At 37.6% G+C, this 19,469-nt stretch carries 20 protein-coding genes; 7 read left to right on the top strand and 13 right to left on the bottom strand.

Features of this window, described 5'->3' with window-relative positions; translation table 11 throughout:
• Positions 1-290 precede the first annotated feature (290 nt).
• Positions 291-1,154: a DUF72 domain-containing protein gene (locus SAGCYANO_RS39470; RefSeq protein WP_202225013.1), complete on the top strand. Its 864-nt coding sequence runs from the start codon at positions 291-293 to the stop codon at positions 1,152-1,154.
• 153 nt (positions 1,155-1,307) lie between these two features.
• Here the strand turns inward: SAGCYANO_RS39470 and pbpC are convergent, their stop codons facing one another.
• On the bottom strand, positions 1,308-3,686 hold the full coding sequence (gene pbpC / locus SAGCYANO_RS39465) for a penicillin-binding protein 1C (protein WP_202225012.1): 2,379 nt from the start codon (positions 3,684-3,686) through the stop codon (positions 1,308-1,310).
• Positions 3,687-3,770: 84 nt separating this feature from the next.
• Here pbpC and SAGCYANO_RS39460 point away from each other — a divergent pair, with 84 nt between their 5' ends.
• Entirely contained in the window at positions 3,771-3,926 is a 156-nt protein-coding gene (locus SAGCYANO_RS39460; RefSeq protein WP_202225011.1) for a hypothetical protein, read from the top strand.
• 172 nt (positions 3,927-4,098) lie between these two features.
• On the opposite strand, the gene SAGCYANO_RS39455 is transcribed toward SAGCYANO_RS39460, so the two are convergent.
• The 7 genes from SAGCYANO_RS39455 to SAGCYANO_RS39425 all read right to left on the bottom strand — a co-directional run bounded on the left by SAGCYANO_RS39455 (position 4,099) and on the right by SAGCYANO_RS39425 (position 7,394).
• The gene (locus tag SAGCYANO_RS39455; RefSeq protein WP_202225010.1) at positions 4,099-4,437 is read right to left on the bottom strand and encodes a DUF433 domain-containing protein; all 339 of its coding nucleotides are present in this window, start codon (positions 4,435-4,437) and stop codon (positions 4,099-4,101) included.
• Between the two features lie 143 nt (positions 4,438-4,580).
• Positions 4,581-5,141, bottom strand: a complete 561-nt coding sequence (locus tag SAGCYANO_RS39450) for a Uma2 family endonuclease (RefSeq protein ID WP_202225009.1) — start codon at positions 5,139-5,141, stop codon at positions 4,581-4,583.
• A 553-nt stretch (positions 5,142-5,694) separates the two neighbouring features.
• Positions 5,695-5,907 carry a hypothetical protein gene (locus tag SAGCYANO_RS39445; protein WP_202225008.1) on the bottom strand — a complete coding sequence of 71 codons (213 nt, stop codon included), beginning with the start codon at positions 5,905-5,907 and terminating at the stop codon, positions 5,695-5,697.
• Between the two features lie 237 nt (positions 5,908-6,144).
• Positions 6,145-6,291 (bottom strand): hypothetical protein, encoded by a 147-nt coding sequence (locus SAGCYANO_RS39440; RefSeq protein ID WP_202225007.1) that lies wholly within the window; start codon positions 6,289-6,291, stop codon positions 6,145-6,147.
• Entirely contained in the window at positions 6,292-6,477 is a 186-nt protein-coding gene (locus SAGCYANO_RS39435; RefSeq protein ID WP_202225006.1) for a hypothetical protein, read from the bottom strand.
• 6 nt (positions 6,478-6,483) lie between these two features.
• Positions 6,484-6,957 carry a type II toxin-antitoxin system VapC family toxin gene (locus tag SAGCYANO_RS39430; protein ID WP_202225005.1) on the bottom strand — a complete coding sequence of 158 codons (474 nt, stop codon included), beginning with the start codon at positions 6,955-6,957 and terminating at the stop codon, positions 6,484-6,486.
• Positions 6,958-7,172: 215 nt separating this feature from the next.
• The gene (locus tag SAGCYANO_RS39425) at positions 7,173-7,394 is read right to left on the bottom strand and encodes a hypothetical protein (RefSeq protein ID WP_202225004.1); all 222 of its coding nucleotides are present in this window, start codon (positions 7,392-7,394) and stop codon (positions 7,173-7,175) included.
• A gap of 62 nt (positions 7,395-7,456) precedes the next feature.
• On the opposite strand from SAGCYANO_RS39425, the gene SAGCYANO_RS39420 reads away from it, so the two are divergent.
• Positions 7,457-7,693, top strand: a complete 237-nt coding sequence (locus SAGCYANO_RS39420; protein WP_202225003.1) for a type II toxin-antitoxin system Phd/YefM family antitoxin — start codon at positions 7,457-7,459, stop codon at positions 7,691-7,693.
• A 2-nt stretch (positions 7,694-7,695) separates the two neighbouring features.
• On the opposite strand, the gene SAGCYANO_RS39415 is transcribed toward SAGCYANO_RS39420, so the two are convergent.
• Positions 7,696-7,893, bottom strand: a complete 198-nt coding sequence (locus SAGCYANO_RS39415) for a hypothetical protein (protein WP_202225002.1) — start codon at positions 7,891-7,893, stop codon at positions 7,696-7,698.
• Between the two features lie 472 nt (positions 7,894-8,365).
• Between SAGCYANO_RS39415 and SAGCYANO_RS39410 the strand changes: the two genes are divergently transcribed.
• On the top strand, positions 8,366-9,517 hold the full coding sequence (locus SAGCYANO_RS39410; RefSeq protein ID WP_202225001.1) for an ABC transporter substrate-binding protein: 1,152 nt from the start codon (positions 8,366-8,368) through the stop codon (positions 9,515-9,517).
• 525 nt (positions 9,518-10,042) lie between these two features.
• Entirely contained in the window at positions 10,043-10,891 is an 849-nt protein-coding gene (locus SAGCYANO_RS39405) for a carbohydrate ABC transporter permease (RefSeq protein ID WP_202225000.1), read from the top strand.
• Between the two features lie 1,633 nt (positions 10,892-12,524).
• Here the strand turns inward: SAGCYANO_RS39405 and SAGCYANO_RS39400 are convergent.
• Positions 12,525-12,893, bottom strand: a complete 369-nt coding sequence (locus SAGCYANO_RS39400) for an endonuclease domain-containing protein (RefSeq protein ID WP_237397132.1) — start codon at positions 12,891-12,893, stop codon at positions 12,525-12,527.
• A gap of 681 nt (positions 12,894-13,574) precedes the next feature.
• On the opposite strand from SAGCYANO_RS39400, the gene SAGCYANO_RS39395 reads away from it, so the two are divergent.
• Positions 13,575-14,444 (top strand): carbohydrate ABC transporter permease, encoded by an 870-nt coding sequence (locus tag SAGCYANO_RS39395; protein WP_202224999.1) that lies wholly within the window; start codon positions 13,575-13,577, stop codon positions 14,442-14,444.
• A 584-nt stretch (positions 14,445-15,028) separates the two neighbouring features.
• Here the strand turns inward: SAGCYANO_RS39395 and SAGCYANO_RS39390 are convergent.
• The 3 genes from SAGCYANO_RS39390 to SAGCYANO_RS39380 all read right to left on the bottom strand — a co-directional run bounded on the left by SAGCYANO_RS39390 (position 15,029) and on the right by SAGCYANO_RS39380 (position 18,395).
• Positions 15,029-15,937 carry a GUN4 domain-containing protein gene (locus tag SAGCYANO_RS39390; protein WP_202224998.1) on the bottom strand — a complete coding sequence of 303 codons (909 nt, stop codon included), beginning with the start codon at positions 15,935-15,937 and terminating at the stop codon, positions 15,029-15,031.
• Between the two features lie 160 nt (positions 15,938-16,097).
• Positions 16,098-17,174 carry a glycoside hydrolase family 104 protein gene (locus SAGCYANO_RS39385; protein ID WP_202224997.1) on the bottom strand — a complete coding sequence of 359 codons (1,077 nt, stop codon included), beginning with the start codon at positions 17,172-17,174 and terminating at the stop codon, positions 16,098-16,100.
• 291 nt (positions 17,175-17,465) lie between these two features.
• Entirely contained in the window at positions 17,466-18,395 is a 930-nt protein-coding gene (locus tag SAGCYANO_RS39380; RefSeq protein ID WP_202224996.1) for a cobalamin-binding protein, read from the bottom strand.
• A 121-nt stretch (positions 18,396-18,516) separates the two neighbouring features.
• Between SAGCYANO_RS39380 and SAGCYANO_RS39375 the strand changes: the two genes are divergently transcribed.
• Positions 18,517-19,251: a pentapeptide repeat-containing protein gene (locus SAGCYANO_RS39375; protein ID WP_202224995.1), complete on the top strand. Its 735-nt coding sequence runs from the start codon at positions 18,517-18,519 to the stop codon at positions 19,249-19,251.
• Positions 19,252-19,469 lie beyond the last annotated feature (218 nt).

Genomic DNA, 19,469 nt, shown 5'->3' with positions numbered 1-19,469 from the left:
GATAATTGATAATTGATAATTAGCTCTCCTTTTCCCTATAAACCTACTTTATCAGCAGTGTCTAATTCTTCCTATTTGCTACATCACTCGCCCCCTAAATCCCCCAATTTTGGGGGACTTTTAGAGGCAAATTGACTCTTGTTCCCCCAAAGTTGGGGGCTAGGGGGCAAAATTCAATATCAAAAAACTTTTCAGATATCCTCTAAATTAGTAAAGCTTTTATCTCAAACTAAAAGTAATAGTTGATGGCTGATAGCTGATAGCTGATAGCTTACCTAAAACCTTCTTCAATGACTCAAAAAAAATTCTTTCTTGGCTGTGCCATTTGGGCATATAAACCTTGGGTGGGAGAGTTTTATCCTGCCAAAAGTCCTCCTTCTGAATTTCTCTCTCTCTACAGTCGCCGTTTCACTACTGTTGAAGGTAATACTACATTTTATGCTATTCCTAAACCAGAGACGGTGACGAAGTGGGCCATGCAAACGCCTCCTGGATTTCAATTTTGCCTAAAACTACCGCGCAATATAACTCATAATGGATTATTAAAACCTTTTATTCCAGATGCTTTAGACTTTCTCAAACAGATGCAACCTTTGGGCGATCGCCTTGGTGTATTTTTTGCTCAGTTACCGCCGAGTTATGACCCCTCTTCTTTTGATGACCTCACAGAATTTTTGCAAGCTTGGCCACGAGACGGGATGCCTTTAGCTTTGGAAGTTAGGCATCCTGACTGGTTTGAAGACTCTCAAGCTCAACAGTTAAATAGTCTTCTTAAACAACTGGGTGTAGGGAAAGTTTTGCTAGACTCGCGTCCTGTCTACACTGGTAAGGATAACCCCCAGTTGCGGTCTCAAAACCGTAAACCCAATTTACCTTTACAGTTAACGGTGACTGCTCCATTTACTATTGTGAGGTTTATTTCTCATCCTCAGTTATCAGTAAATCAAATTTTCTTCACAGAATGGGTAAGTCAAATTGAGCAATGGTTGCGTCAAGATATAACAATTTACTTTTTTATTCATTGTCCTGAAGAAGAGCGATCGCCTGGTACAGCACGTCATTTTCAACAGTTATTAGAAACAGCCAAAATTCCTATTCCATCTCTGCCTTGGAATTTACTTAATCAGGCGCCTACTCAGTTAAGTTTATGGTGATTTTTTCTGAGAGTTGCTGATGTTATATAGCAGAAGGAAGAAGGAAGAAGGAAGAGGGAAGAAGGAAAAAGGAGGAAGGCTTACAGCGCTTTTCAAATTGATGAACCACATCGTCATAACCAAAACCCTGTAGGGGCGAATGGCCATTCGCCCCTACGACTCCTGACTCCTCACACGAATAGAAAACCCATTATAAGGAGACTTATTCGGCAATTTTACTTCAAAATTCACTCGGTCTATAATATCTGCTGAACGTACTTCTAAAGTCCATTTACCTGGAGATAATTTCCAAAATAAAGAATTATCAGAATTAACAGCTAATTTCTCTCCATTCAACCACCATTCCACAGAATTTTCCCGTGAATTTACCAACTTAAATTCTAATTTTTTCTCTCCTCCAACATCATCCATTAAAAAATAATCATCTTCTTGAGGAAACAAAATTTTTAACTCTCCAGAAACTAAACTAGATTTATTCTGTTTTGCCAACCATTCATTATACTCATCAGGCAAATTTCCCACCGAATAATTATCAGATAAATGCTCATATTCTCCCAATTTTTCTGGATAAAAATACTCTGTTATTACCGACGGACAATCTGATTTCGGACGCAACCCAGAAATTGTACAAACTGGGCGTTGAACCATATTTTTTGGCGGTGGAAAAGCAGTCGGTTCCATCTTCTCGTGCAAATGTAACATAATCCTATTCCATAAAGGCGCAGCACCCATCACTCCCGATATTTGCACCATAGATTCTCCACTAAAATTACCCACCCAAACCGCCACAGTGTAATTATTAGTAAAACCTACTGCCCAAGTATCACGAAAATCTGAGGAAGTACCAGTTTTTACTGCTGCGGGAAACGGCAAATTTAAAGCTGAATTAACTCCAAATTCTGCTGCTCTTGCATGAGTATCGCTTAACATATTTGCGATTAACATCCATTTTGATTCTGCTTGAGGTAGTAGGGAGATATCTTGACTTTTTTTCTGTTGAAAAAGTGGGGAAGTTTTACTAGGAATAGTTGTAACGACAGGAATAATTTCTCCTTGTCTTGCCATAATTAAATAAGCTTTTGCCAACTCCCATAAACTGACTTCTCCACTGCCTAAACTTAAGCCTAAACCATAATGTTCTGGTGAGGCTTGTAAATGTGTAAAACCTAATTTATGTAGACGGTTTAAAAATTGCTCTACTCCTACTTTTTCTAATACTCTTACTGCCGGAATATTCAGAGAATTTGCTAAAGCAACTCTCACAATAACAGGTCCTAAAAATCTATCTTGATTATAGTTAGTAGGGCTATAAAGTTTGGCTCCAGGAATTGCATAATATGTTGGTACGTCTGGCAAAATAGTATTGGGATTAATTACTTGATTTTCTAATGCTAATTGATACAAAAAAGGCTTTAAAGTTGAACCTGGTTGACGTAGTGCTTGTACTCCATCATTACGACCCATTTTTTGCGTATTAAAATAATCTGGAGAACCGACATAAGCTAATACTTCTCCAGTCTGATTATTAATTACAATAGCAGCAGCATGATGCACATTATAAGGGGTAAGATTTTGAATTACTTGTTGGACTTGGGTAGTGACAAATTTTTGTAAAGGTCGGTCAATAGTAGTACGAATAACTGTAGGAGTTGTTGTTGTAGATAAGTTTTGATTTATGGCAGTAGATTGATTTTGAGATAGCCAAAATAGAAAGTGTGGCGCAGCAATAATACCTTGATTTTTTGGCTGTAGAGTTATTTTTTCCGCAAGCGCTTTTTCAGCTTCAGCACTGGTAATATAATTGTCTTCAACCATGCGGTTAAGAATGTAAATTTGGCGTTGTTTGAGGAGACTCCAATTATAGTAAGGGTTGAGGTCAGTGGGGTCGTTTGGTAAGGCAGCGAGAATAGTAGCTTGGGCAAGGTTGAGGTCCGTAGCTGAGATGCCAAAATAAGCGCGGGATGCTGCTTCTACGCCATAGATGTTTCCTCCCATCGGTAAACGGTTGATATATGCTTGCAGGATTTGATTTTTGTTCATCCCTGCTGTAATGCGCCAAGATAGCCAAATTTCACGAATTTTATTGCCGAAGGTGCGCGGTGTGGGTTCCAACATTCGGGCAAGTTGCATGGTGATAGTGGAAGCTCCACTGACTATTTGTTTTGCTTGGATAGCTTCGAGGAGCGATCGCCCTATTGCTTTGATGTCTAGAGCGTCGTGTTGATAATATCTTTTATCTTCCGCAGCGATGATGGCGTTGATAAATAGGGGTGAGATTTGTTCTAGGGGAACGACTACTGTATTTTCTTGGTCGCGGGTGAGGATGGTTCCGAGCGGTAAACCGTTGCGGTCGATAAATTCTAGGGTTTGTTGGTTTTGAGCTATGTCTTGAGGGCGAATGGGGGCAAACAGAGGGAGCGATCGCACAGTTAAGCACAATAGTACAAAGCTGAGAATAAATTTAGACCTTGGTTTGGTTTGCTGCCATTTTTGTTTAATACTTTTTGATATGTCTTTGGTGATTTTTATCATAACAAGTTTTATTATCAGCGCTTTTGAGATCGTACCAATTTGAAAAAAGAGTGTTACAAATAGTTATATTTCTATATAGTAGTAATGGTATATCAGAAAAAGGAATATCAGGCACGGGAGCAAGATGCTTCCACTGCCATACCTCATAACAAACATAAGGAATATCAGGCACGGGAGCAAGATGCTCCCACTGCCATGCTTCATAACAAACATAATGACAATGCACGACTATTACAATGATCACCTAGATAGCTAAAATTTAGACTATGAAAGGCATTTAACAATCCATCGTAACGCACGATTTTAGATGTGTGAATCCACTACCCCCAGTTTTTGTGTTCAGAGCAAACAAGAATTTTTCAGATAGATACACAGATCGGGGTAACAATAAATCCTTACATCCTTGCCAAAATCATTGTCTAGCTCTAGCTTCCTCATTTTCTTTGATAGCGCATTCGATTTCTTCTGCATTAGCTTCGGCATAAACCCAAGCATTAGCAATATCAGTAACCCGGAGATTTGGATAATCTTTCCGCAATTCCGACTCACTCACACCCAAACGACGAGCATTAACTAATACCCATACAGGAATGCGAGTACCAGCAATACAAGCATCACCACCACAAATACCGGGTGTTTTTTCAATACCAGACCAATTATTAGCTAAACTTTGAGTTAAAAGTTGGATAGCTTGAAATTTTTCTGCCGGAGTTAATGCCAAAAGTTGGGATTCTAAATCTTTTAATTTCATCTTAATTGAGTTCTCAATAAATTGCTCAGTGGGAGCATCCTGCTCCCGTTGTCAGAAATCACAATAAATTCTTTTGGTGCGTTACGCTTCGCTTAAACACACCCTACATATTCTGTATTAGCTTCAGCTAATGAATCCTACCTTCAAGTGACATCTTCATACAAATTATCAATGCTAGTCCGAAAGTCAATACTTGCCTGGTGAATTTCACTGCTTTGAGTGTAAGTGTGCAATACCCAAAGACCTTCAGCATTACGACGAAAGCATTCTACACGTTGGCGTTTTTGGTTAATTAAAACGTATTCTTGCAAAGTTGGTAATTGCTGATAGTTGGCAAATTTGTCACCGCGATCGAATGCTTCAGTGCTTTCCGATAAAACTTCCACTATTAAACAAGGATATTTTTTATGATTTGGCAAAGCTTTATCTCTGGTGTCGCAAGTTACCATAACGTCGGGATAGTAGAATGTATTGGTAGTTTCTATATGAGCTTTCATATCCGACATATAGACACGACAACCACTGCCTCGCAGATAATTTCTTAACAGTGCAAATAAGTTTCCAGCAATAGTGACATGGGCATCACTAGCACCTGCCATTGCGTATACTTGTCCATCAATATATTCGTGCTTAATGGGACTGAGTTCTTCCTCTGTTAGATATTCTTCAGGAGGAATATAATTTGTGTTTTGGTTAGCAATCATGGTTTTGGAGAAGGTTTAATGAGTACAACAACTTTTAGCGCGATCGCTTAATAATTTTGTACTTATTTCATTGTAACAATATTTTTGAAATTGGTATTACTTTGATGTTTTTTACCTATATTTAATCATTTTTCATAAGTTAATTGGTAGGCTATTTATTTTTGATAAATGGTGTTATATAAAAGAAGTTAAAGCCATAAATAAACAACTTAATATTTAGCTATTTTTAGGGTGTGTTTTGCTAGCGCAAAGCTCCGCTAAACGGCTAAGAGCCGACATGTTTGCAGAGCATTCCGTAGGAAAAAGCGCTAGCGTAACACACCAAAACCCTATATCTATTGTCAGTGCTTAAGTCCTGCCGATCATTGAGATACTACAAAGTACAGTTAATACTTCTCCATTCGGCCAATTCTCCTTTTCAGAATCTGAATAATAACAGTGAATGCTGCTCCTACAACACCAAAACCTAAACTTAAAAATAGTGCTTGAGTCAATGGATGGAAATTGTTAGAAGAAAAGGGTAGTAATAGAGGTTTTCCGGGTTCTGGTGAAATTATAACTGACGGGCAAGATTGATAAAAAAATTAGCCCTATTGCTATCGCCTTTTTCCTTAAAAACCTCTGCCACATATTCCATCATTTGTATTAACTCAGAATCTATTAAATTCTGATTAGCAGCCAAGATGGGATTTATTTCTTCATCACTGGTACAATTGAGCAATTTATTGATTAAATTGAGATGGGCTTCTTGATGCTGTTTATCCATAGTTGCTAATTAATAGTACAAACGATCGCTTAAATAACAAGGTTCGTAAAAAGGCTAAAATTTATCCAACATTTAATAATTTTAAACGGCTTTGTTGCATGAAATCTAAAGGTAGTTCAGTTTCCTCTTTTCCTCCAATGATTTTGCTAATTTAACAATAGGTCAGTCCCGTTTAGATAAAAGTTATTCAATTAGATTAAGATATTCTTGTTGATTTTGTTCATCCATAAAACTTAATCAAACAATAGCTAAAACAGAATATTGAACAACTTTTGGCAATTCAATTATTACAAAATAATCAGCAGGATAAAGATAATCTTCTCCACTTTCATCTACTATTCTTAAATCACCATCTTTTGTTGCCTCTTCATCAGTTAAAACCACTTAAGTTTCAACTAAAGACTTGTTTTCTTGGCGAGTAGGTTTGATTGGTGTCGAAATGATTTGTCTGCCACTAGCAGCTTGTTTTTTTTCTAAATCTTCAACCATAGCGTGTAAATTATAATTAAAGGATTTAGCATATTCTTCTCGGTATTTATAAATTTCTGCTAATACTTCATCATCCCACATATTTATTTAATCTCCTATTAGTTCCAAAGGTGTACAAATAGTTGGTAAAGGATATCCAAATTCTAGACTAATTTGTCCTAATTTTTTCTGAATCTGGGCGTTAGCAATATGCTTACAATTCCATGTTAACAGGTAATCTAAACCATAGAATGTAGCCAGGGCAATATGTAACGCATCATTAGCAGCTTTAGGGGGTAAGTTGCTTAGAGTCAAAAATTGTTTGGCTAAGTTTTCTACTGTTAAATTTAATCCAAGTAAGGGAAAATCTTGCAAAATATCCAGTCGTTTAGTAGCTATTTCGGCATCTCCTTCAGCTACTTCATCTAAAACTACCTGAGAGATGTAAAGTGTGAACTGACTCCGGCATTTTTCCCACCAATCCATAGTAATTTGTCGATTAGCCATCAGGATTAAGTTATTACTCGATCTGAGAGTTAGATAGCCAATTATACTGGTTTCGATATATACAGTTTCAGTCACAAATTTTGTTCATCCATAATTATTCACTTTCTAATAATAACTTAATCAAACAATAGCTAAAACAGCATCTTGAACAACTTTTGGCAATTCAATTATTACAAAATAATCTGCAGGATAAAGATAATCGGCGTTGCTGAATTGAAGTATGAATGCGTGATTGTTTGGTTCTGGTCCACGCCCCCTAAATCTCCCAAAATTGGGGGACTTTTAGAGTTTTATTCCCCCCAAAATTGGGGGGCTAGGGGGGCTTGCATCATACCCAGCATCAGCAACGCCAGATAATCTTCTCCACTTTCATCAACTATTCTTAAATCACCATCTTTTGTTGCCTCTTCATCAGTTAAAGCTACATAAATTTTATGTAATTCCAAAGAAGCAGGATAATCTTTATTTTTAATACAAACTGCAAATTGAGCTTCAGATTTCAGATTATTCATATCCCTATTCCCTCTTTTCTAATGTTAAAATTAGAATATAAAATCATTATCGCCGTGAAAGCATGAAACATCTGGACATAGACAAAACCAATATCGATCTAACAGTAATTATTAACGAAATTGCTGCTAACCAGTCTGAAGTTGTCATTACCCGCCAAGGTTTGCCAGTTGCTCGTATTGTTCCTTATACTATTTCTAACCCATCTACAAAAAATTATCCATTACGAGGAATGCCAATCAAAATTGCTGCTGATTTTGACGAACCGATGTCTGAACTTTGGGATGCTTTGGAAAAATAATTTTACTCAGTAGTCATATTTTTAATATGATTTCTCAACCATTCATTGACTAAAATTTGTACGTCAATTTTTCTCTGTTCAGCAATTTTAGTGATAAATTGTTCGACATCTGGTTCAAGATAAATGGAGTAATTAAACTTAGCATCGGGATGGTAGAACTTGCCTTGTTGTGCTTGGTAAAAATCGTATTCTGATTTCATAATTGCCTCTGTTGATAAACTTGAGTTTCAGTTAAAGTAGCTTTACGAGCTGAAATAATCCGAATTAGATAGGAGGATTTATTGATTTCTTTCTTAGAGGATATCTGAAAAGTTTTTTGATACTGAATTTCGCCCCCCGAGCAAGCCAATTCTGGGGGGAACAAGAGTCAATTTGCTTTTAAAAGTCCCCCAAAATTGGGGGATTTAGGGGGCTTGGATGATGAAAGTTATTCAATTAGATGAAGTCATTGTTTATTCTTGAATCTACGAAAATAATGAAATATACTAAATTTTTCAACTTTACTCTAGAAAAACTAATACCAAAAATTCATGCCTGGTTAAAATTCCTGATAATTAAACTAAAAAACAATTCCAAATAACCATTTTAATTGTAGCAACTTTCCTAAGTATTTTATATAGCTCAATTTCACCTGCACTGACCCAGGAAAAACCTGTAACTATCCAAGTATTAATGTCAGCTATCACAGCTACTCAATTAGAACCAATTCAAACAAACTTTAACAAAACTCACCCAAATATTAATTTAGAAATTGTCAAAGCTCCTAACGATACTAATTTAGTAGAAGACCTTTATACATCCTCTTTTTTACTAGGAGATTCACCATACGACCTAGCTTATATGGATACAGTTTGGGTGCCAAAATTTGCTGCTGCTAATTGGTTACAAGACCTTTCAGAAAAAATCGATAAACAACAATTACAAGAAACATATTTGTCAGGAGATATAGAAGGAGGAACTTACAAAAATAAACTTTATTGGATGCCATTAATCTCTAATGGAGGTATGCTTTATTATCGCACGGACTTATTAAAAAAAGGGGGATTTGAACCTCCTAATACCTTTGAAGAGCTAATCAAAATATCACAAGAATTACAACAACAAGGATTAGTTGAATGGGGATATCTTTGGCAAGGTAAACAATATGAAGGTTTATCCGCAATGTTTATGGAAATTCTCAAAGGTTATGGAGGTTTTTGGGTTAACCCAGAAACAAATGAAGTAGGTTTAGATAAACCAGAAGCGATAGAAGCAGTAGACTTTTTACGCACAACTATTACCGCAGGAATTTCTCCTCCTGGAGTAACTACTTATGCAGAAGAAGAAACTCGTCGTTTATTCCAAAGTGGTAAGACAGTTTTTCTGCGCAATTGGCCTTATGTATATCCATTAGCATCAAAATCAGAAATAGCTGGAAATTTTGCTATTAAACCAATGGTTCATGCTTCAGGAAAAGAAAGTGGAGCTTGTTCGGGTGGATGGGGGTTAGGAATAGTTAAAAGTACAAAACATCGAGAGGAAGCATGGGAAGTTATTCAATACTTCAACAAACCAGAAGTTCAACGTAAGTTTATTTTAGAAACAGGTCTTGTTCCTGCCAGAAAATCACTTTTTAACGACAAGATTTTAGTAGCAGAATTTCCTTACTTACCAAACTTATTTCCAGTAGTTGAAAATTCTGTATTACGTCCTCCCATTGCTCAATATGCTCAAGCTTCAGATATTTTACAACGTTATCTTAGTTCTGCTCTGACTGGTTCCCGTACTCCAGAATTAGCAATGAAAACTGCTGCAGCAGAAACTCGTGCTTTGTTAGGAATTTGAATCAGGTAGTGTGGGGAGTGTGGGGACCCACCCCTAACCCCTCCCTGGAGGGGAATATAGAGAGAGATTTGGTAATGGTACTCAGATGGAACATTTTTTTATACAATAAGCGGATTTGATGTTAAACCCATAATGGCAAAGATAATTATAATTTTAGAGCTATTTTTAGAATTAAAGATGCTCTTATTTTGAACTTATATAAGCTAATTTGTAGAAAAAAATCATTGATGTTTGTGCTACTTTTTCTATTAAAAATTGACCTGCGGAATATAGGTTATATATCTTTCTAGAAGTAGAATTCACCAACTTATACCAAATCTCAAAAAGTTTGCTATATATTTTTGCAGTGGCGAGGTAGGGACTTGTGAGATGGTAATCAAATATAACATTATTATTCAGAAATAGTATTAGCTCTGTAATTCAGCAACAAAAAGCTATCAGTTATTCCCAACTTATTCCTAAAAAACATTAGAGACTAATGAAAATAAATACAATTGAAAAAGAGAAAAATTAACAGGATGGCTCTTGATTTTACCAGCTATTCTAATATTACTATTCGTATTTGTTTATCCCATTAGCCGAGCTTTTTGGTTAAGTCTATTCACAGAAAATTTAGGTACCGAATTAAAGCCTATTTTTTCCGGCTTAACCAACTACAATCGAATGTTAAATGATGGTCGTTTTTGGCAAAGTTTATGGAACACTACAATATTTACAACCATCTCCATTTTTCTAGAATTAATATTAGGAATGAGTATCGCTCTTATCTTAGATAAATCATTCCGAGGACGAGGTTTTGTTCGTACTGTTAGTCTCATTCCTTGGTCATTACCAACCGCAGTTATGGGATTAGCTTGGGCATGGATTTTTAATGACCAATTTGGCATAGTTAATGACCTACTTTTCCGTTTAGGATTAATTCAAACTAATATTACTTGGTTAGGCGATCCATTCAGAGCAATGTTAGCATTAATTATTGCTGATGTTTGGAAAACAACCCCATTTATAGCCATTATTTTATTAGCAGGATTACAATCTATTTCTTCTGATTTATACGAAGCTCATGCTATTGATGGTGCTAACTCTATTCAAAGTTTTCGACAAATTACAATCCCATTATTAATCCCACAAATAGTAATTGCTTTATTATTCAGATTTGCTCAAGCATTTGGTACTTTTGACTTAGTACAAGTAATGACTGGAGGTGGACCTGCTGGAAAAACAGAAACAGTTTCTATCTATATATATGCCACTATTAGACGTTATTTAGACTTTGGTTATGGAGCTTCTTTAGTAGTAGTAACATTTTTATTATTAATTCTTGCTGTGGCGATCGCTAGTGTCGCCATGGGGAAGTTAAAAGTTAAAAGTTAAAAGCGAGTGTGTAATTCTGAGGTTTTCTCAAATGCTGGAATTTGCCCCCCTAACCCCCCAACTTTAGGGGGAACTAAGACTCGGAAAGTCTGCCAGATTACCTGCAACTCCCCCAAAAATGCTGGATTTTGCCCCCCTAACCCCCCAACTTTAGGGGGAACTAAGACTCGGAAAGTCTGCCAGATTACCTGCAACTCCCCCAAAAATGCTGGAATTTGCCCCCCTAACCCCCCAACTTTAGGGGGAACTAAGACTCGGAAAGTCTGCCAGATTACCTGCAACTCCCCAACTTTGGGCTTTCCTCAACTCAAAGTCCCCCAGAATTGGGGGATTTAGGGGGCTTTCCTGAACTCATTTGGTAGTAGTAACATTTCTATTATTAATTCTTGCAGTGGCGATCGCTAGTGTCGCCATGGGGAAGTTAAAAGTTAAAAGTTAAAAGCGAGTGTGTAATTCTGAGGTTTTCTCAAATGCTGGAATTTGCCCCCTAACCCCCAACTTTAGGGGAACTAAGACTCGGAAAGTCTGCCAGATTACCTGCAACTCCCCCAAAAATGCTGGAATTTGCCCCCTAACCCCCAACTTTAGGGGGAACTAAGACTCGGAAAGTCTGCCAGATTACCTGCAACTCCCCAAAAATGCTGGATTTTGCCCCCTAACCCCCAACTTTAGGGGGAACTAAGACTCGGAAAGTCTGCCAGATTACCTGCAACTCCCCCAAAAATGCTGGATTTTGCCCCCCTAACCCCCCAACTTTAGGGGGAACTAAGACTCGGAAAGTCTGCCAGATTACCTGCAACTCCCCCAACTTTGGGCTTTCCTCAACTCAAAGTCCCCCAGAATTGGGGGATTTAGGGGGCTTTCCTGAACTCATTTGGTAGTAGTAACATTTCTATTATTAATTCTTGCAGTGGCGATCGCTAGTGTCGCCATGGGGAAGTTAAAAGTTAAAAGTTAAAAGCGAGTGTGTAATTCTGAGGTTTTCTCAAATGCTGGATTTTGCCCCCCTAACCCCCCAAGTTTGGGGGGAACTAAGACTCGGAAAGTCTGCCAGATTACCTCCTACTTCCCCAAAAATGCTGGATTTTGCCCCCCTAACCCCCCAACTTTAGGGGGAACTAAGACTCGGAAAGTCTGCCAGATTACCTGCAACTCCCCCAAAAATGCTGGATTTTGCCCCCTAACCCCCAACTTTAGGGGGAACTAAGACTCGGAAAGTCTGCCAGATTACCTCCTACTCCCCCAAAAATGCTGGATTTTGCCCCCCTAACCCCCCAACTTTAGGGGGAACTAAGACTCGGAAAGTCTGCCAGATTACCTCCTACTTCCCCAAAAATGCTGGATTTTGCCCCCTAACCCCCCAAGTTTAGGGGGAACTAAGACTCGGAAAGTCTGCCAGATTACCTCCTACTTCCCCAAAAATGCTGGATTTTGCCCCCCTAACCCCCCAAGTTTGGGGGGAACTAAGACTGGGAAAGTCCGCCAGATTACCTCCTACTTCCCCAACTTTGGGCTTTCCTAAACTCAAAGTCCCCCAGAATTGGGGGATTTAGGGGGCGCTATATTGGTATAGTCTTTTAGAGAAATCACCTTATCTATACAATGTAGCCTCAGAATTGAGAGACTAGGGAGACTAAAGAGCAACACGCCTAATTTCTGCTAAAACTTTCGGCAAATCATCGATCACCTGTTCATTTCTGAATCTCAGCACTTTATAGCCATATTCCGCTAATTTAGCAGTTCTATCATCGTCATAATCAGTCTGGTGAGTGTGAATTTCTCCATCAAGTTCTACAACTAACTTACAAGAAGGACAATAGAAATCCAAAATAAAATTTCCTACGGGATGCTGAGAGCGAAAACGTAATCCTTCCAGTTGCTTATTTCGTAGTGCTTCCCACAAAAGAGCTTCTGCTGGAGTCAAATTTTTTCTTAAATTCCGTGCAGCTTGTTCTATTTCTGGAGTTGTACCGCGAATTCTATTTCTATGGTTATTTTTCACTTCCTGAAATTTTCTTTCTTAAACTTATCTGTTTGCTTTTGAACTTAATCTACAATACTTTAAAATAGCCGTGCCCAACTTTGGGCTTTCCTGAACTCAAAGTCCCCCAAAATTGGGGGATTTAGGGGGCTTTTAGAGTTTGCTGGTGAGGTCAATTCAGGGGAACTATTTTCATCAAAGTCCCCCAAAATTGGGGGATTTAGGGGCTTTTAGAGTTTGCTGGTGAGGTCAATTCAGGGGAACTATTTTCATCAAAGTCCCCCAAAATTGGGGGATTTAGGGGGCTTTTAGAGTTTGCTGGTGAGGTCAATTCAGGGGAACTATTTTCATCAAAGTCCCCCAAAATTGGGGGATTTAGGGGGCTTTTATAGTTTGCTGGTGAGGTCAATTCATCTTTCATTAATTGATAATGGATAATTGATAATTACCTCTGGTTAAAACCGAGAGGATTGAATATAAGGAAATATTATTTCTTCTCTTGGTTGATTGGATATGGCGAGGGGACCGTTCCCTCCGGGACGCTACGCGTTAACGTAGTTGTGCGTTAGCAAACGCCATCCCATCCTACGGAATGCTCCGCAAACAACCGCTTTTTTCCCCTTAAAAGGGGAGGCTTTAAACCATAATTATTTAATTACTAATTATTAATAATTAATAATTCGGTAAAATAAGGAATAAAAAATGTCTATAGCTGAAAAATCATCATCAAAAAATCGATCGTCAGTAAAAGTTAGCAGAATAATTCTGTGGGTAAGTGTAGTTTTAACTGTAATATTTTTCCTAGCTCCTGTTTTATGGCAATTACTCACTTCTTTCAAAACAAATGAAGCAATATCAGCAGTTCCTAATATCTATTTCCCAGCTCCCACCCAATTAACTTTTGACCACTATCTTAGTTTGGGTTTGAGTTTTCTCCGCTATGTTTTTAATAGTGCTTTTGTGTCTATTATTTCCACAGTTATTTGTTTAGGAATAGGAGCGCCTGCTGCTTATACTTTGGCACGGTTAAAACTCCCTGGAGAAAATATCATTCTTGCCTGCATTTTAATAGTCAGTCTATTTCCCTATGTATTATTATTTTTGGGTCTGTTAGAAATTATTAAATCTCTTGGTTTAGGTAACAACTACATAGCCCTAATTATTCCTTACACAGGAATAAATTTACCTCTGACAATTCTCGTCTTAAGAAGTTTTTTCCAACAGTTACCAAAAGATTTAGAAGACTCCGCCAAAATAGATGGTTACAACACAATTTCTATGTTGTGGAATATCATCTTACCTCTAACAATTCCAGCATTAGTAACCACAGGAATTTTAACCTTTATTTTTGCCTGGAATGAGTTTATTTTTGCCCTGACTTTTATTACTCGTTCCGAAATGTATACTATTCCCGTTGCAGTTGCTCAGATAGGAGGTACTTCTGTATTTGAAATTCCCTACGGACCAATTGCTGCTGCAACAGTAATAGGCACATTTCCTTTATTAATTTTGGTATTAATAGCTCAACGTCGAATTGTTCAAGGTATTACTGCAGGAGCTGTCAAAGGATAATGAAGTCAGTAGGGGCGAATGGCATTCGCCCGTACAACCCACATTCCGCACCACAAAATGTAGCATAAAAAACATAAGTCAAAATTCAAAATTCAAAAGTCAAAAGTTAAGAAGTAATATCATGTCCGGATAATTAGTTATAAAAAAACTTTCTCCTTCAACTCCAGTTCTTCCTCTTCCTTCCCCTCCCAGGAGGAGGGGCGAGGGTGGGTTGACTCCTGACTCCTGAGTTCCCCTCCCCTCCACGGTCGGGGTTAGGGGTGGGTTGGGAGGGGAGGGGTTAGGGTGGGTTGACTCCTGAGGACTCCGTAGTTATTTATTTATCACTGTTCAACCGGACATGATATAAGAAATAAACAGAAGTTATTTTTGTAACGGAGATTTGAGCTTCGCTCCAAAAATATTTCGCCAGTCAAGGCGAGGTTCGCGACCCAATTATTTTGATAAATATTTATGCTTACAGCGTTTTTGCCGTTCTCTAAACCACATCGTCATAACCAAAACCCTGTAAGGGCGAATGCCATTCGCCCCTACTGCCTACTGCCTACTGCCTACTCCAGCAAAAAGACTTTTGAGCGCAAACCCTACCTACTACAAATAGCTAGTCGCGATATTAAGGCAAAAAATGTTTCAGGAGCCATCATTTTACCAACTCCATAACAAGCACGTCGTCGCCATATAATTACAGGTAAGTGACCTTCTACAGCTTGTAGGTTAAAGCTAAGTTCATCATAATATTTCCAACTTTCTCCATCTCGCCATCCAACGCGATCGCAAAAATCTCCATATTGTCCACCTACACTTTCCCATATACGTTGTTGTACATTTAAGCCAAATAACCCATTACTGTAATATTCCCAAAGCCAATCAATAGTAAGAAGGTCTGTGCAGGGAAAATTTTCAATATCTACTAACTGTAGCCAACCTTCATCTTCCCGGAGGGTGACTTGCAGTAGCAACTCCCAGGTAAGTTCGTCTGCTTTTCGCCATTTTCCGGCAGCCAAAAGATTTATCAGTGGGTTATAGTCTATCCCTACTTCTGACATTGGTGCTTCTGGAGTTGCCATGGCATTTAGATTTTCTTCAATACGATATAGGGTATCTGTCAATATTTCTGGGTTAAGCTGTTCGAGGCGATAAAGTACCCACTCTAGCTGAGAATGAAGCTGAAAGCGTTCCATTGCTCCCCGGTCTAACTGAGCTTGCAGTCGATCTAGTTGTCTTTTGAGGTCTCCATTGTTTTGGTCGTGATTTATTTTATCTACTTGTGCAAAAGGTAAATTTATGGTGTTATTATCACCATTTTGATTTTTATGCTTTTGTACAATTTGCCACATTTGTCTAGCCCAGTTCAATTTTGCTTCTTCTTTTTGCTGGTATATTTCTGCTATGGAAGGGAAAGTGGTGTCTGATGTTAAATTCCAATTACAGACAGAGCAAAATTCTGGGGATGTGTCAATGTATTCTGTGCCACAGACAGGACATATTACCATACTAAAGTCAAAAGTTAAAAGTCAAAAGTCAAAAGTTAGAAGTTAGAAGTTGGAAGTGATATTTGATATCAAATCCATCCCCCCATCTCCCCATCTCCCCATCTCCCCATCCCCCCATCTCCCCATCCCCCCATCTCCCCATCTCCCCACCTCTTTCAAACTACATTTGAGATTCTTGTTCTGAAGATATCTCAGGGGGTTGATATCGAGCCAAGTTATTATTGTAAGTTCCTACAAGTTTAGGCATGAGTCGCTCAACTTCTGTAGGTGTTTCTCCAAATGAGGGCCAAACCATATATAACTTTCTAAAAGCTTCTTCAATTCTCCCTTGTTCAATGTCTTCCAGAGCATCTTTTTCTCGAATCAATTCTATTGCTACACGGTCTTGATAAGTGGGGCCAAAATGTTTAGCACCTACCATCGGAGCATAGAGGTCCCAAGATGTACTCAGAAATTGATATCTACCTGCTGCATCAGAACAAAGTTTTTCGTTATTCCGATCGATGCCACATTTCATCTCTCTAGGGTGGTCCTCAAAGCTAGAGAAATGGTCGTTTGTGTATTGGCGATAATAACCTTGAGGACCTGTGGTGCCTTCTGTTACAGCAATTGTATCCAGAAAAGCTCGTATTCTGGGTACATTGATTGGATAGGCCCAATTCTGAGTTGGCTCAATCTCAGGCATAGTAGCTATTGTTTCTGGCCATTTTTCATCGGCAGCATTGGCGCCTCCACTCACTTCTTGAAATAGTTTTAATATGGCCATAAGTAACACAAAAATAATTAATAGGCTAGAAGCTAGCTGGATGTTCAATAGTTTGGACCAATTTAAGGGCTTTTCCTGTATTTTTCGAGTAGTAGGATGATTTTCTGTTTTGTATGTAGAGGGAGCTGATTTGTTGAAGTTTTCAATATTAGGAGACAAGATCTTTTTTTGAGTATTAGGAAGTATGCCAGTTTGCCGACCAAATTTTAGCAGAGAATTAATAGTTTCTAATTTTTTATTTTGAGAATATTCTCGATTATTAGAGCGAATACCCTGAATATTTGCAAAGGCTAAAACATCTGCTTGAGTTACTTTTTTTAGTGGCTTTTTGACAAATTTCAGGAACATTTGAGCTATATATAAATGAGATGATTGATTTATAGGAGGAATTTGTTGTAACCAGATATTGATTAATTGAATGTCTGAAATTGTTTGAGGTTGATTTCTTTTTTGTACTTGTTGTTTGTACATGGTGCACCATCTGAATCTTTTAGAATTAAGCCATCAAACTAATTAGGCTAAATACAGAGATATAGGGTTTCTCAGGAAGCATAAACTATAGTTGTATTTTTCCTCCCTATTGCTTGTTGAAAAATTTACTTTACCGAATAATTAAGGTTTAAAGCATCTCCTTTAAAAGAGAAACAAGAAAAATCTTTCCCGTAAGTCAATCCTCTTTTTTTCAAGAAGAGGTAATTAACAATTAATAATTAATAATTAATAATTAATAATTGTTGAATACTTCTTCCTTTCCTCTTATGCTTAAGATAACTTCACCCAACCTATTCCTTGATAACCAAAATTAAACAATTCGGGATGTAAAATTTCCGCTAAAATTTCTAAAGAATCGACTAATCTCGGCCCTGGACGATTAAAATAAGAATTACCGTCCGTAATGTAAACTTTGCCCGATTTAACTACAGATAAATCTTGCCATTCTGGACGATTAATTAACTCCATAGTATCTTGGCGAGTACGTTCTAAATCAAAACCACAAGGCATAAAAATTATAATATCTGGATTAGCAATTAATAACTCTTCCCATTTTAACCATGGAGAATGTTTTCCCACTACTCCAAATAATGAATTTCCCCCAGCCAACTGAACTAATTCTGGTATCCAATTTCCTGCTGCCATTAGCGGATCGCTCCACTCAATACAAGCTACTTTCGGAATATCGCTAACTGGTAAATTTTGAGTTTTTTCCGCACAAGCTTTAACCCTATATTTTAACTGAGAAATTACTTCATTTCCATCCACTCCTAAACTCATTGCTACTTGTTCCATATCTGCCCAAACTTCTGCCAATAAATTAGGCTGTAATGAAATAATTTGAGGATGACTTTTAATTAAACTTCCCACTGCAGCTTCTACTTCTGCTAAACTAACGGCACAAACATCACATTGAGCTTGAGTAATAATATGAGTAGGTTCTAATTTCTCTAGAGTTTCTGTTTCTACACGGTAGACACTCAAAGCAGATTGTAATAACTCCGTAGCTCGATTATGAATTTCACGACTACTTCCTTCAGGATTAAATTTAGGCTGAGTACAAACAGGCAAGTTTCTAACTTCTGGAGGATAGTCACATTCGTGACTTCTACCCACTATAGCATCCGTTAATCCCAATGTTGCAACTATTTCTGTGGCACTAGGAATTAGAGAAACTATTTTTAATTGACTATCGATCATTTTTCCTCTTGAGTATATAGCGATCGCTTTTGTTTACTTAATAAAAAATTAAGCTTCATTATAATTGATTAATATTTTGGGATAATAGTATTTAGAACAAACCTAAATTATTTAGCTGTAGATGTCGATAAAAGATGCCAAGCAAATATTAGAAGATTATACTAATGGTAATAGAAACTTTATTGCTATAGAGCTGCCGGAAGTTGACCTTAGTGGTATTAATCTGAGTGGTGCTGATTTTAGTAATTCTGATTTGAGCGATGCTGACTTGACGAATGCTAACCTCAGTGAAGTCAATCTTAGTAATGCTAATTTGAGTGGTACAAATTTAGTAGGGGCAAATTTAAGTGAAGCAAACTTAACAAGTGCTAAACTATGTGAAGCTAATTTGAGTCATGCTAACTTAAGTTGTGCTAATCTCTCAAAAATTGATGCAAATCGTGCTTTTTTGTTTTGCGCTAATCTTTCTCAAGCTAATCTAGATAATGCTTTTCTCTTTAGTGCTAGTCTCAGTTATGCTTGTCTGATTCATGCGAAGATGAGATATATCAGTTTGATTGGTGCTAATTTATTGGGTGCAGATTTGAGTAAAGCTGATTTAACTGGTTCATATTTAATTGTTGCAGACTTGAGTAGTGCTAATCTGACTAAGGCTAATTTCAGTAAAGTAGACCTCAACAGTTCTAATTTATCCGGTGCTAATTTGACTAAAGCTAATTTTAATGGTGCTGATTTAAGTTGGGCAAATTTACTGGATACAAACTTGAGCCAGGTTAATTTAAGTCATGCGAATTTAGCTGATGCGATTTTACCGAAAAGCGACGTTGAGAGCAAGCGTGTTTTAACCAGGGGATGAAAACAAGCTAGTCGTTTAGACTAGACAACTTTAGTTGTCCTGTGATATTATCTGGATATACAAATGTTTAGACAAAAGTAAGCAGAAAGCTAGGTTTAGACTTAAGCTGACTGTGTAGGGGCACAATGACATCGTCCCCAAAGAATATATAATCTTTGGTCAGAATCATGAGAAACGAAGCAACAAGGATTTATCAGTGTTGCGTAGTATCAACTTAG

The organism is Okeania sp. KiyG1, assembly GCF_014132355.1.
Lineage (GTDB): Bacteria > Cyanobacteriota > Cyanobacteriia > Cyanobacteriales > Microcoleaceae > Okeania.
Note: the sequence above shows the minus strand (reverse complement) of the source record. Positions and strands in the feature narration are given on the sequence as shown.

Bases quoted from the DNA above. Each gene is read 5' to 3' on its own strand.
- SAGCYANO_RS39470 (WP_202225013.1), top strand. From the start codon at position 291: ATGACTCAAAAAAAATTCTTTCTTGGCTGTGCCATTTGGGCATATAAA.
- pbpC (WP_202225012.1), bottom strand. From the start codon at position 3,686: ATGATAAAAATCACCAAAGACATATCAAAAAGTATTAAACAAAAATGG.
- SAGCYANO_RS39460 (WP_202225011.1), top strand. From the start codon at position 3,771: ATGGTATATCAGAAAAAGGAATATCAGGCACGGGAGCAAGATGCTTCC.
- SAGCYANO_RS39455 (WP_202225010.1), bottom strand. From the start codon at position 4,437: ATGAAATTAAAAGATTTAGAATCCCAACTTTTGGCATTAACTCCGGCA.
- SAGCYANO_RS39450 (WP_202225009.1), bottom strand. From the start codon at position 5,141: ATGATTGCTAACCAAAACACAAATTATATTCCTCCTGAAGAATATCTA.
- SAGCYANO_RS39445 (WP_202225008.1), bottom strand. From the start codon at position 5,907: ATGGATAAACAGCATCAAGAAGCCCATCTCAATTTAATCAATAAATTG.
- SAGCYANO_RS39435 (WP_202225006.1), bottom strand. From the start codon at position 6,477: ATGTGGGATGATGAAGTATTAGCAGAAATTTATAAATACCGAGAAGAA.
- SAGCYANO_RS39425 (WP_202225004.1), bottom strand. From the start codon at position 7,394: ATGAATAATCTGAAATCTGAAGCTCAATTTGCAGTTTGTATTAAAAAT.
- SAGCYANO_RS39420 (WP_202225003.1), top strand. From the start codon at position 7,457: ATGAAACATCTGGACATAGACAAAACCAATATCGATCTAACAGTAATT.
- SAGCYANO_RS39415 (WP_202225002.1), bottom strand. From the start codon at position 7,893: ATGAAATCAGAATACGATTTTTACCAAGCACAACAAGGCAAGTTCTAC.
- SAGCYANO_RS39410 (WP_202225001.1), top strand. From the start codon at position 8,366: ATGTCAGCTATCACAGCTACTCAATTAGAACCAATTCAAACAAACTTT.
- SAGCYANO_RS39395 (WP_202224999.1), top strand. From the start codon at position 13,575: ATGTCTATAGCTGAAAAATCATCATCAAAAAATCGATCGTCAGTAAAA.
- SAGCYANO_RS39390 (WP_202224998.1), bottom strand. From the start codon at position 15,937: ATGGTAATATGTCCTGTCTGTGGCACAGAATACATTGACACATCCCCA.
- SAGCYANO_RS39385 (WP_202224997.1), bottom strand. From the start codon at position 17,174: ATGTACAAACAACAAGTACAAAAAAGAAATCAACCTCAAACAATTTCA.
- SAGCYANO_RS39380 (WP_202224996.1), bottom strand. From the start codon at position 18,395: ATGATCGATAGTCAATTAAAAATAGTTTCTCTAATTCCTAGTGCCACA.
- SAGCYANO_RS39375 (WP_202224995.1), top strand. From the start codon at position 18,517: ATGTCGATAAAAGATGCCAAGCAAATATTAGAAGATTATACTAATGGT.